15 protein-coding genes are annotated in these 12,842 nt (G+C 33.2%); 12 read left to right on the top strand and 3 right to left on the bottom strand.

The window, feature by feature from the left end:
* The first annotated feature begins 163 nt into the window (after positions 1–163).
* The 3 genes from EDD66_RS07720 to EDD66_RS07710 all read left to right on the top strand — a co-directional run bounded on the left by EDD66_RS07720 (position 164) and on the right by EDD66_RS07710 (position 1,587).
* Positions 164–475 carry a Mor transcription activator family protein gene (locus EDD66_RS07720; RefSeq protein WP_123609005.1) on the top strand — a complete coding sequence of 104 codons (312 nt, stop codon included), beginning with the start codon at positions 164–166 and terminating at the stop codon, positions 473–475.
* A gap of 125 nt (positions 476–600) precedes the next feature.
* Positions 601–1,356 carry a hypothetical protein gene (locus tag EDD66_RS07715; RefSeq protein WP_123609004.1) on the top strand — a complete coding sequence of 252 codons (756 nt, stop codon included), beginning with the start codon at positions 601–603 and terminating at the stop codon, positions 1,354–1,356.
* Between the two features lie 42 nt (positions 1,357–1,398).
* Positions 1,399–1,587 carry a hypothetical protein gene (locus tag EDD66_RS07710; RefSeq protein ID WP_148053935.1) on the top strand — a complete coding sequence of 63 codons (189 nt, stop codon included), beginning with the start codon at positions 1,399–1,401 and terminating at the stop codon, positions 1,585–1,587.
* 682 nt (positions 1,588–2,269) lie between these two features.
* On the opposite strand, the gene EDD66_RS07700 is transcribed toward EDD66_RS07710, so the two are convergent.
* Together EDD66_RS07700 and EDD66_RS18400 are read right to left on the bottom strand one after the other, a co-directional pair.
* Positions 2,270–2,974, bottom strand: coding sequence for a hypothetical protein (locus tag EDD66_RS07700; protein WP_123609001.1), 705 nt, complete (start codon positions 2,972–2,974; stop codon positions 2,270–2,272).
* 665 nt (positions 2,975–3,639) lie between these two features.
* Positions 3,640–3,798 (bottom strand): hypothetical protein, encoded by a 159-nt coding sequence (locus EDD66_RS18400; RefSeq protein WP_170164290.1) that lies wholly within the window; start codon positions 3,796–3,798, stop codon positions 3,640–3,642.
* A 266-nt stretch (positions 3,799–4,064) separates the two neighbouring features.
* Here EDD66_RS18400 and EDD66_RS07695 point away from each other — a divergent pair, with 266 nt between their 5' ends.
* The 9 genes from EDD66_RS07695 (at position 4,065) to EDD66_RS07655 (ending at position 10,869) form a co-directional block, all read left to right on the top strand.
* Positions 4,065–5,057: a MerR family transcriptional regulator gene (locus tag EDD66_RS07695; RefSeq protein ID WP_123609000.1), complete on the top strand. Its 993-nt coding sequence runs from the start codon at positions 4,065–4,067 to the stop codon at positions 5,055–5,057.
* A 211-nt stretch (positions 5,058–5,268) separates the two neighbouring features.
* Entirely contained in the window at positions 5,269–5,712 is a 444-nt protein-coding gene (locus tag EDD66_RS07690; protein WP_123608999.1) for a LytTR family DNA-binding domain-containing protein, read from the top strand.
* Between the two features lie 4 nt (positions 5,713–5,716).
* Positions 5,717–6,139, top strand: a complete 423-nt coding sequence (locus EDD66_RS07685; protein WP_123608998.1) for a DUF3021 family protein — start codon at positions 5,717–5,719, stop codon at positions 6,137–6,139.
* Positions 6,140–6,291: 152 nt separating this feature from the next.
* A complete protein-coding gene (locus EDD66_RS07680; protein WP_123608997.1) occupies positions 6,292–7,608 on the top strand; it encodes an alpha/beta hydrolase family protein in 1,317 nt (438 codons plus the stop codon).
* A 108-nt stretch (positions 7,609–7,716) separates the two neighbouring features.
* Positions 7,717–8,061, top strand: a complete 345-nt coding sequence (locus EDD66_RS07675; protein ID WP_123608996.1) for a phenylpyruvate tautomerase MIF-related protein — start codon at positions 7,717–7,719, stop codon at positions 8,059–8,061.
* Positions 8,062–8,165: 104 nt separating this feature from the next.
* Entirely contained in the window at positions 8,166–8,303 is a 138-nt protein-coding gene (locus EDD66_RS07670) for a diguanylate cyclase domain-containing protein (protein WP_123608995.1), read from the top strand.
* Between the two features lie 139 nt (positions 8,304–8,442).
* On the top strand, positions 8,443–9,117 hold the full coding sequence (locus EDD66_RS07665; protein ID WP_123608994.1) for a DNA alkylation repair protein: 675 nt from the start codon (positions 8,443–8,445) through the stop codon (positions 9,115–9,117).
* Between the two features lie 174 nt (positions 9,118–9,291).
* Positions 9,292–10,134, top strand: a complete 843-nt coding sequence (locus EDD66_RS07660; RefSeq protein ID WP_123608993.1) for an Hsp33 family molecular chaperone HslO — start codon at positions 9,292–9,294, stop codon at positions 10,132–10,134.
* 6 nt (positions 10,135–10,140) lie between these two features.
* Positions 10,141–10,869: a MerR family transcriptional regulator gene (locus tag EDD66_RS07655; protein ID WP_148053934.1), complete on the top strand. Its 729-nt coding sequence runs from the start codon at positions 10,141–10,143 to the stop codon at positions 10,867–10,869.
* 144 nt (positions 10,870–11,013) lie between these two features.
* Here EDD66_RS07655 and EDD66_RS07650 read toward each other — a convergent pair whose 3' ends face one another.
* On the bottom strand, positions 11,014–12,702 hold the full coding sequence (locus EDD66_RS07650) for a HAMP domain-containing methyl-accepting chemotaxis protein (RefSeq protein ID WP_123608991.1): 1,689 nt from the start codon (positions 12,700–12,702) through the stop codon (positions 11,014–11,016).
* Positions 12,703–12,842 lie beyond the last annotated feature (140 nt).

Here is a 12,842-nt window from a genome sequence, read left to right as displayed (position 1 = left end):
ATAGAAAGCAGAGAACAGGATACATTCCAGTTCCTGCTTTTTCAATTCTTAGAGTATTAAATGATTATTTACAAGGAAAATGACAAGTGCATTAACCAATGAATTGACAAAATAAATGTATTAAAATAAAGCCAGTTGTTACCAAAATTAGGCGGTGGTTGTAATGGAAGATGATCAATCAAAAAAATTAGAGGATTACGCAGGAATTTATAGAGACATAGCGGAATTTGCAGGTCCAGATATTGTATATTTAATTTACAAAAATTTGAGAGGTCAGCAAGTAACCTTTCCTAAAAAATTGTATACAACAGAATGTATTATAAGGCAGGTGATAGAAGAATATAATGGCACCAATTTGAAGCAGTTAGCCACAAAATATGAGTACACGGAAAGACATCTTAGAAAAATGATTAAAGAATTCAGTGAGAGAGGAGAGAAGAAAGTAAATATTTTCAAAACAGGAAAAAAAGTATAATCACTGGGCGTAAATTTAAAGCAATGGTCATTGATGTAAAACTGTGAAGTATGTGTTAAAGTCAAGAAAAAATATAGCGATGATATCCAATTACATATTGGAGTAAACACAGATTGGAGTACAATATGATAAAAAATAATAAAAATATTATTGAGGGTAGTAAAATAAAACAAAAAAGCTTGATAGCAGCCTGTATAGTGGTAATTATATTAGTGACAATAACTGGGTGCACATCAGATAATAAGGAACCGCTCTCTGAAAGTTCCACAGTACAGACAGAGAATCAGGATAAAAATAGCGAGATAGAATCAGTGGAAAGTTCTGCAGATGATACAATTTTAGAGTCAGAAGTCAGCAATGAAGATAATGGGAAAACAAACAGTATCTCAAATGAGGTAAATTCTGAATCAAGTGGAGAAATAACACCTTATGACATATACAGTGTAACTCAGGAAAATGAAGTAGTTCCTTATACACTGAATGAAAAAGCAACAGTATTTTTAAAAGAACATCCCAATTATTTTCCAACAAAAAATATTACCGATCTTGTAAATTATGTAGATTACGAACTAGAATATAAACATATAGCAAAAAGCCCACAAAAGTACGGCGATAAACTCATGGAAATCTCACTGGCACAAGTAGTTGAAATATACGAGGAGATGCTTGATACCATTACATTTACTACAATTAATATTGTGGATGAAAATGGACAACAGTATTATGTGTTATATATTGGATCAGCAGAAGATGTATTTGAGGGTGACTATATATTAACTGAAGGTCTACCTTTGGGTATAAGTTCTTTCGAAAATACAGACGGCGGAAATACTGTAGTAGCAGTTGTTGCTGGAAGTTATATAGAAAAATATACTGAATAAAATTCGTGAGGTGATATTATGCTATGGGGAATCTTATTTATTATGGTAGGAATTATTGGTTTGGTCTTATTAAGAAAAAATATATATACTAAAGGTCAATTATTAAATGATCTTGGAACAAAAGTACCCTTTAAGGCAGTACTAATAAAACTTTTAAAAGCTCTCACAATAGCGCCATTTGCATTAAGTTTGATTGTTGGAATTCTTCTTTTTGCGGCAATCTTTTTTTAGTGGCTATGAAAATTTAAACAAATATCCTATTGGGAGAAAGCTTCTTCCCAATAGGGCATTTTTATGCTACACAAAAAATTTCACAGAATAATAAGGTTGTAGATACACTAATTTTTCAGGAGTAATAAAACTAAAGAGAGAGATAAGATTCAAAAGAGAAAGGTGGAGTAATATGGTATTAATAATTATTTATATGATATTAGGATATTGGGCTGTCGGTCAAACAATTTATGCAAATAAAATTCGATTTGGTACTTATAGCAATTTATTAACACAGAGGATTGTCACAGGGTTTTTATTTGGTTTTGTGCTAATACCCATTGCGATAATTAAAGTATTGTTTTTTAGAAGATAAGATAAACTATAGTGACTGGCTATTGGCTACGGTTATTCCGCGATGATTCAATTTCTTTAAAGTCTCGAATATAGAAAAATTTAAAAATCAGATGGAGGACTCTATATTAAAAAAGTTGCATAAATAGGCTAATATTGTCTATTTATGCAACTACATAAAACATAAAATTTTTATCTACTTAAAACTTTTCCAGAAATTTTATCAAAAACAGAATCTATTTCTGGAATATATTCGTACCTATGTAATGAACATGATATAATAATGCTTATTGAAATTATTATAACACATAATATGATTACTAAATATAATTTGTTTCTATCATTCATTTTAATACCACGTTTTCACAAAATATGCGCCATTTGGTTTATATGTCCAAGTTGTTCCTACATACTGTAATCCAACTTTTTCATAAATCCAACATTCCTTTTTTAAATATGTTGTATAGGCTTTTACATTTAAACGTTCTCCCTTTGCTACAGGTGTAGTACTCGAAAAAGTAACACTATAAGATCTGCCTATTTCAAATCCAATTTCTCCTGAAAGTTCAGAGTCACCTACTCCTATATGTCCTGTCCGTTTGGCTTCAAATCCTACAGTTTTGCTTATTACTAAAGTATCAGGTCCAGATGTTGTTATATCAGCATATAAATCGTCACTTGAATTATACCATCCTGAGCCATGATCTGTAACTTGGCCTACATAAAAAAGGATTCCCATTGGTTCAATACTAGCATTATTACTTTGAACTGGTTCATTAATTGTAGCAGGAACATATTCTATCTCTATCTTTTTAATTGGTTTTCCATCTTCAGATAGAGGTATGTTATGCTGTTTTGCAAAAGATATCTTATCTTTTACAATAGTTTTTAAAAATCGCTTATCAAAAGTAAATGAATCGATGCTATCATCAATATTTTCCTCCTTACTTGAAGGTATTACTTCTTTTTCTAAGCTTTTTGCATTTGCAATGCTTGTCGTAGAACTTGATAAAATTAATACTACTAATAATACTGCTGATAGTGCTTTTTTCATAATTATAATCCCCTTTCTATTTTTTAAAAATGTATTTGTAAAGTGATTTTTACAAATTTAAACATTTTTCATATATTATACCAAAATTATCCATATGTCAAGTTCGTCTATAAAAAAATATACAATTTTTGTATCTGTATCAGATGCATGAGACGTACTAATAAAATTTTACTTTAGATAGTATCTTTCTTGGCATTAAATATTTCTATCTCGAATCAATACATATAGTAAGGTATTAATTTCAACTATCTTTGCACATTCTTATTTCGAATGGACATTAGTTACATAATTTAGATGTAATATCCACTTTTTTTTAACCTTTTTACTGCTATGATGTATTAATGAAACATAAAGTACATCAACCACTACATCAATGGCAAAAACACACAATGGAATTATCATAAAATAATGGACAAAATAACATCGTCAAAATACAGAATAACACGAAATAGCATCAAATAGTATTAGTAAATATTGATGCTTATAACTAAGGATCTAGTCTGGGATAACTGGGTACGGGTTCAAGTCCCGTCGACTGCAGTAAAAAAAGTCTTGAAATTTCAAGGCTTTTTTATTTTGTGTTGCATTTCGTGGCGATGATTACGAGTAGGATTTTTAGCTATGTCTTTGTGGAAAGGTTGATGCAAATGGAATAAAAGTAATACCTACTTTTTAAAAAATTTTCTGTTATCAAATATCAATCCAAATGCTAATCCAAATACTAAACCAAATGCTAGATTATCAAATAGTAAACCAAATATTAAGCCTAAGCTTAACCCGATTGCTATACCGTTTTGGGATTTATTATTACTAGAATTTGACATATTAATTACCTCGTGTTTTATTATTTGACATTATTATACACCTATTATTAATACAAGTAAACCAATTCAATATAGCAAGGAGGATAGTTCCGGGCAGACAAAAAGATACCCTTTTTAGAAGGTTAACAATGAAAGAAAAAGCATGAAATAACAGATCAGGATCATGTGTAGCTATTAGAAAATTTATTTAATTTGCAGTTTTCTATTGACTCGATCGTTGCGTCGTACTTTATAATGGTTATAGAAAATCATTATGGAGGTAAAATATGAGTGAACTTATAAAAATACGTGAAATGTCAATAAAATATGATATTTCTGCACGCGCATTAAAGTATTACGAAGATATGGGGCTGATAGCCAGCACCCGAAGTGAAGATTACGCCTACAGAATGTATGACGAGGCTGCCGTAAAAAGGCTGGAGCAGATATTGATTTTGCGTAAATTGAACATAAGCATAAAAGATATCCAGCGTATATTTGATGCACCGGATTCTAAGGTAGTACTGGAGGTTCTGGGGAAGAAAGTCAACGGCATTGACGAAGAGGTATCACTTCTGCACGAGTTGAAGTCGATTGTTTTGGAATTTATCGAGCAAATCAAAAAGGCTGATTTTGCACAGGATGCAGATGTGAAGCTGCTTTACGAAAAAGCGCAAGAGATTGAAGGGCAGCTTGTAAATGTTGATTATAACGGCAACCCAGCGAATGTGAACCGTTTGCTGGAAATAACCGAAAAACTTGACAAGAAAATCCCGGATGTAATGATTGTGAGGATGCCGAAATTCTTAGCGCTGACATCCCAGTATCAAAACTTTGGTGAATTGTTCAATGAAGACTGTTTAATGTTTTGGATTGGGAGGCATAAAAACTTGGAAAAAAGCGTTATCTTTGATTGCTCTGATTTTTTGTGCAGAAGAAACGACGGAAAATTCAGATGGTTATATAGTGTACATGAGTGTGTCAAAGAAATTGATACCGCTCCATATGAAGTCATGGAGTTTGAAGGAGGCTTGTACGCTTCCGCGGTATGCATTGACGGTGATGATGACAGCCTTATGAAGGTTGAAAATAAAATTATGAAATGGTTGGAGGGAACTAATTTTATACTCGATAGAGAACGTGACATCATGGGGAACATGACCTATAATGACGATGAAATAAAAAAAGGTCTTGGCTATGAACAGCTACAAAGATATGTGCCTATAAAACTAAAGGAAGAAAAGATAGGTTTGGAGACTTCTTTTTCTATTAAAAGGTGATAAATTATGGAAATAATATTGAATATTAAATAGAACTAAAATATACTTAATATACATCAATATGTAAATTTATCATCAAAGGATATAGTTATGAAAACTATTGTAATTTTGTTGAAAATCCCAATAGCATAGATAGATTATGAGAAAAAGAATATACCCTTTTAGCAGACTGAGATATGAGCAATAGGTATAATGAAGAAGGTGTGGCAAAATGAAAATTACCATCGAAACCATTGAAAAGGAACAAGAGGAAGAAATTCTTATCCGATGCCATGAAATGACGGATGAGATTCTAACTTATGTTAACAGCCTTAAAATATCAGGAAGCAGATTAATAGGTTATGACGGAAATGATATTCATTGTCTGTCATTTGAAGATGTGTACTATTTTGAAGCAGTTGATAATAAAGTTTTTATCTATTGCGAAAATAAGATATATGAATCCAGGCAGAAACTGTATGAGCTGGAACAGCTATGTGAAAACCGGCGGTTTTTCCGTTGCTCTAAATCTACCATATTAAATATAGAAAAAATAAAAATAATCCACCCTTCTTTTAGCGGTAGATTTGAAGTAGTACTAGACAATCAGGAAATTGTAATTGTATCAAGAAAATATGTACCCCAGCTGAAAAGCAAACTTGGATTGGGAGGCTGATAAAATGAAAAAAAGAGAGTCATTTAAGTTTATAATTCGGGACTACTTCATTATTTTTACTGTAATCATCTTAGGAACGGCACTGCTCAATCCGGAACATGCCTTTACTTTCAGGGAAATTATGCTAACAGCAGTATTTGCTCTTGCAGGAGACTTGCCATCACTTGTGCTTGTTTCCAAAAAAGAATTGTCAATGAAAAGCAGATATATCCGCATGGTCATTCATTTTATGCTCATAGAAACTGTAATTTTAACCTTTGGAAATATTATGGGACAGGTGTCGGGAATGGTTCAGACTGTAATATTTGGATTGGAGATTCTGGGTATATATATTCTGGTACGTTTTATAATATGGTTCATTGATCATAAAACTGCCAGCGCCATCAATCAACAGTTAATGAATATAAAGTCAGAGAAAATGAAATAATGGAATGTAGAATTAGCAGTAGGTTTGCAACTTACTGCTTTTTTTATACCTCTTACCTTTCTGTGGCTGCAACATGGTTTTACCTCTATTTACTTGTTGTTTGGAGTATGTTACCTTAAAACAAATGATGAGCAGAGAAAGGGAAGGAAGTTATGACAGGTGTTATTTTTGGTATTATTCTGGCGTTTGAAATGGCATTTACAATTTATTGTGTTAGTACAGCTTTACATCACCGAAAGAAACGATGCTATATCCGGCTAACAGGGTTTGTGATTTTTGTGATACTTTGTATGACAGGGATCCTGGAATGGGGGATGCGTTGGTATTTGTTGGGAGTATTATTACTGATACTTGCTATGAGAAGTATATACATCTTGAATTTTTCACAGAAGAAACAAAAACAATTCCGAAAAAGAAAGATCATTCTTAATGGAGCAGGAATGATTCTATTATTTACTGCCGCGCTTTTTCCGGCATTTTTATTTCCTCAATATGAGGAAATCAAGCCAACGGGAGAGTACAATATTGCTGTTGCAGAATATACATTTACAAGTAATACACCAGACTATTATAATGATGGCAGCAGGCAGGTAAACGTTGCATTCTGGTATCCCAAAGAGACTGAGGGAAAATATCCTCTTATTGTATTTTCTCATGGTGCTTTTGGAATTAAGAACAGCAATCAGTCTGCTTATGAAGAACTGGCAAGTCATGGATATGTGGTGTGCGCCATTGACCATCCGGGACATTCTTTTTATACGGAATCACAAAACGGAAAGGTAGTGCTAGTGGATAAAAAATACATGGAGGAAGTTATTTATGTTAGCGAAGACAGTTACTACGCTGAGCTAATACAAAAGTGGATGAAAATCCGAACGGAGGATATTAATTTCACTATAGACACTATTCTGCAATATACGAAAGAGATAGAGAAAGCAGATGAGGACCCAACCCTGTATGAGTTGATAGATACAGAGAAAATAGGAATGTTTGGGCATTCCATGGGAGCCGCTGCAAGTGTACAGATTGGAAGAGAACGTAAAGATGTGGATGCTGTCATTAATATTGATGGTCCATATTTTAGTGAGATCGTATATGACAATAATCAGGGAGAATTTATTCCAAAGAAAGAACCCTATGATATCCCTATTTTAAATATTTATTCTGATCAGGTATGGGTACAGCTTCATGACGGTACAGATACAGGGGTCTATGCAGGAAATAAAATATCGGGTCAAATATGTAAGGAAAGTTATGATGTATATTTAAAAGGAACGAAACACCTGGCACTTACGGACCTTTCTTTGGTCTCACCGGTTCTCACCCGCTTAGTGGATGGACAGAAATCAGAAATTGATGCCAGAGAGAATATTAAATTGGAAAACAGCCTGATTTTAAAATTTTTCGATGTGGTATTAAAAGACAAGGGGAAATTTAGTGAAGAAACAACTGCTTTATCTCCCCAATAATCCATTCTATCTGAATACAGGATTTTAATAAAAACAATTTGCATATAATGGTAAATCGGTATAATATTAGAGTATAAATTAAAAATCATAGAGAAAGGAAAGAACAGAATGCCTTATATCAGTACAAAAACTACCGTTACCATAAGTGCAGAAAAAAGAGAATCCATAAAAAATAAGCTGGGAAAAGCCATTGAGTTAATTCCGGGTAAAAGTGAAAGCTGGCTTATGATTTCATTTGATGATAATAGTACCATGTATTTTAAAGGCAGCGATGCAAAACCTCTTGCTTTTGTAGAAGTAAAATTATTCGGGAAGGCATCACAAGATGCATATAAAAATCTTACTCAGGCAATTATGGAAATATTAGAGGAGGAGCTGGGAATTCAGGGCGATTGCATTTATGTGAAATATGAGGAAGTTTCCACATGGGGTTGGAACGGAATTAATTTATAATATCAGGACAGAAGCGGGAAGGTTCATACACCGCTTCTGTTTGACTGTATATATTTATTTTTACAAATAAAAGGGAAATACTAATACTATTGGGAGGTGAATAAATGGAAAATTTCCATCTTTCTATTTCTTTCGGGATAGAGACAATGAGGGAGATTCCAAGAACAGCAGAGGAACTTATACGTCTTTCAGACCAGAAAATGTATAAGTCAAAAAGAAAAAAGAACAAGGATGGGATATAAATACATTAATTTTATGGAAGGTATTAAAATAAGTTTAAAATGGAAACACTGATTTTAAATTATATGTTAATATAGCAAAGTAAGATGGAAATATAATTTACTGACATGATGAAAGTTATAGTTTGGGAGGGTGATAAAAGTGACAAAAGCAGAAGTTTTCACAATTCTTGAGGATTTAGGTAATGAGAAACGTAAACAGATGTATATAAAGAATGGTGCCAGTGAAAACACTTACGGTGTTTTAATGGGAGAGTTAAGAAAACTGGTAAAACAATTGGGGACAAATCACGATTTGGCGTTAGAACTTTGGTATAGTGGGAATACAGAAGCGCAGTGGATCGCCTGTATGATATTTGATGTAAATAAACTGACCCTGGATGAAATCCGGAATATGGCTTCACAAATAAATTATAATGATATGATTGACAAATTTGCAGGTGAAGTTGTCTCTAAACATAAATCTGTAGATCTTCTTGCAGAAGAATGGACAGCTTCGGGAGAGGATAATTTAGGCCGGGCAGGATGGAATCTCATTGTTCACAAAGTATCTGACGGTAAAATGACGAATGAAGAGTTAGAGGAACTTCTAACGACAATCAAAAATGAATTGCAAACTGCTACCCCAGGGAAGCAATGGGCAATGAATTATGCTCTGTGCCAGATAGGAATATGCTATCCAGATTTTACAAAGAAATGTATTGCTCTTGGAGAAACTTTGGGAGTATACCGGGATTTGAAAGTGCCCAAAGGTTGTACTTCTGCCTACGCGCCTAATTGGATAGAGGCAGGTATCAAAAAAAGGACAAAAAAATAGGTTGTAATAAAATTAAAATTATAAACAGTTAAAAGAATCAGACATTCGGGTTTGATTCTTTTTATTTTTAAAGATATGCTAAATTTGGTGGTAATAAAGATAAATTTCTTCTTGAACCTAACGTTACGTCAGGTTGTATACTAATTATTATTAATATACAGAAGGAGAATTTTTATGGAAACAAAAATGATACGTTTGCTGTCCAAAGATAAACAGGTCCGTATATTTATGATAGATAATACTTCTTTGGTCAGCAATTTAATAGAACAACAACAAATAAATAAGGTCTGTCAGGAAACGTTAGCTAAGACATTTACCATATCGAATTTGCTTTGCGGTTTATTAGAAGGAAACCAAAGATTAAGTATACAAATGGTTTGTTCCAATTCCAGTGAGTCAATTCGATGTGAGGTTGATTCTTCCGGTAATGTAAATGGATATTGCAGTAAGGCGCTTCTAGAAAGTAAGGCAGATACAATCGCTGAGTTAATCGGTGGAAGAGGATATATTCGAATTACAAAAGGCAGTGAAACAGGGTCCATGTATACAGGGTGTGTAGATATGCCATATCAGAATATTACTGGGGATTTTTCAAATTACTTTCGAAAAAGTGAACAATTATATACAGCGTTCCAGTGCTATTATGATTGTGATAAATCTCAAAAAGTGGTACGTAGTCGTGGCTTCTTAATACAACTTATGCCATTTGCCCCAGAGGAACACTTAACAAAATGGACAGGATGGATAGATGAACATAAAATGATGATAGAACAGCTTCCTTTAGAGCAGTTAATCCCGAAGGTCTTTAAAGTTGCAGATATAATGGCAATCCAACCGATACGCCTTTTTTGTGGTTGTTCCAGAGAAATGTTCTATGGTATGATAAATTCACTTGGAGAAAAAGAATTATCAGATATCATATCTAAAAAGCAAACGGTGGAAATGAATTGTGGAATCTGCGGCAAAAGCTATTCGTTTCCTTACAATGAAGTAGCTGGATTAATTATGGGAGGTTGATTGGTCTTGAAATATCTTATGAAGGTTGGAGAGCTGGCAAAAATAACAGGAATAACAATAAGAACATTACATCATTATCATCAGATTGGCCTGCTTATTCCAAGTCACCTGACAGAAAGTGGTCACCGTTTATATGGAGAAAATGATTTAAAGAAGCTTTATCATATTCTTGCATTAAAAGATTTTGGATTTTCCCTGGAAGAAATTCTGGATATTTTATCTGTTGTAGATGCCTCTCCGAAAGCATTAGTTAAATTGCAGATTCAAAAGACAGAGAGTAAGTTAAGAGAATTGGAAAAACTTCATGGTCAATTGCTGGAATTACAGAATACACTTATTGTTGAACAAAATTCTACTGTAGATAAATTTATTGAAGTAATTCAGATGATGCAGATGAATTCAAAAAAATATTTAACGAAAGAACAAATAGAAGAATTGAGAGGGAGTTTTGACTCTATTCCTAAGGATGAAATGGAACAAATGGAGGAGGAATGGTTTTCTTTTATTGCATTATTAAAACGTTGTTATAAGACTAAGAAACCGGCAGATAGTACAGAAATGAGACAGTGTATTGAATTTTGGGAAAGGTTTAATACAACAATATTAGGCCAAAATGATGAAATAAGAAATGCAGTATATCAGTACCATTCGGAGGAAAGGGATTCTGTATTAAATTATGGGTTGAGTCCCGAACTTTATAATTATTTAAGTGAGAATATGGAATCCAAAAGTTAATCTGTAATAAATAATAGATTTATCTGGTCTTTTATATATCGGAGCACAATTCTTTGGAATTATGCTCCCATTACTAATAATATGCTCTTAATTGGCTATGCCCATATAAAAGTTCCTGTAACCGGCATGTAGTATCCAGCTTATCTATATTTTGAATTTTATAATATTATTTTGTAACTGTTCTGCTAATTTAGTCAGGTTCTCAGCAGACGCTGCGACCTGTTCATTTGTGGAAGCCTGCTCTTCTGATGTAGAGGCCAGCTCCTCGGAACTTGCAGCAATTTCCTGTGAGATACTGGCGATTTCTGCAATTGCATCTCCTGCCTGGATTGCATCTTTATTCAAAACATTGGATTGATCGGATACTTGTCGTATATTATGGGCAATATCATTTACCGTAGTTGAGATATCATGGAATACTTTGATCGTTTCTTTCAAGGCATCTGTCTGTTCCAGCGCTGATTTCTCAGAACTACTAATATGATTTACCGATTCATTTACACTTGTTTGTACTTCATCAATGATGGAGCTGATTTGTTGTACAGAGTTCCTTGACTGTTCAGCCAGTTTTCGAATCTCTTCCGCAACTACGGAGAACCCTTTTCCTGCATCCCCTGCTCGTGCAGCTTCAATTGCGGCATTCAATGCCAACAGATTTGTTTGTTCTGCAATATCGTGGATGACATCTAATATCTGTTCTATCTCTTTTGACTGTTTTGATAATTCAGTAATAGAAGATGAGACTTGCAGTGATATATGTAAATTTTCATTTACCTTTTCTTCTTGAAATTTGACGGCTTCTTCTCCGATCCTAACCGTCTCTCTTGCCTGTTCTGTTAACTTATCAGAAGTGACCATATCATTGGCAATTTTAGAAAAAGCATTTATAATGTGGAGGATTTTACTATTACTTTTTTCTGTTGATACTGATTGGTCTGAAGCACCTTTGGCAAGATCATTTATTGAAATTGCAACTTGCTCAGATGCCTTGGTTACTTCTTCACTGGAGGCAGACAGCTCTTCACTGGAGGCAACCAGTTCCTGAGAAACATCATTGATACTTATGATTAATTGTCTCAAATTTTGTGCCATTATACCAAAGGAATCACTTAAATCACTAATTTCATCCTTAGTCTTAGCCTTAGGAATTTCATTGGACAGATCCCCTTCTGAAATAATAGCTGCAGCTTTGGTTAAAGATATGATCGGCTTTGCAATATTTCTAATAATATAAAGTCCTGCTATGAGTGAAATTAAAATTGATATGAAAACAATGGCAAACAGAGAAATAAATTTCATTCTGATACTATCATCCACATTATGTATAATATTAATATTAAGATCAGAAACCCATTTGCTCCAATTATCTGTAATTTCTTTTATGGTTGTAACATGTATCCTCATCTCTTCTCCACGGGCAATTGCTTCTTCCATTTTGTCTTGTTTTACAAGAGAGAAAATCTCATTACATCCGTTCTGATATGATTCATGCTCCTCTTTTACCTTATTTAGATAGTCGAGAGATTCTTTACTGGCCATTCTTTTTTCTATTTCAGTAAAAGTAATATCAATTTTTCCATTGATATCATTAAATAAAGTACTATATGTTTCGTCTTTATATATGATATATCCACGAACAGCTGCAACCTGCTCCAGATTGAGAGAACGTACTTCTTTTACTAAAGTTTCAACAGGAATATTCTTGTTCATGACTTCAGAGTACATGTTTTTAATAGAATTCATACCTGTTACCCCAATTATACTTGTGATACATAGAAGAGAAATAAGTATTGCAAAGATTATTATTATTTTAGTTTTGATTTTTAGTCTCATAAAATACCGCCTTTTTATTTTTTTATAACCCGCACGTGTTTGTTATTTATACTCATTATAATAGGACTTCAATAACAATAACAATAATGATAACTATTACTGTTTTTATAAAATTACGGATATTTACCACATGAATAGCA

Source organism: Mobilisporobacter senegalensis (assembly GCF_003752155.1).
Classification (GTDB): domain Bacteria; phylum Bacillota; class Clostridia; order Lachnospirales; family Lachnospiraceae; genus Mobilisporobacter; species Mobilisporobacter senegalensis.
The sequence above is the reverse complement of the archived record's forward strand: the minus strand, read 5'-3'. Positions and strand labels throughout refer to the sequence as shown.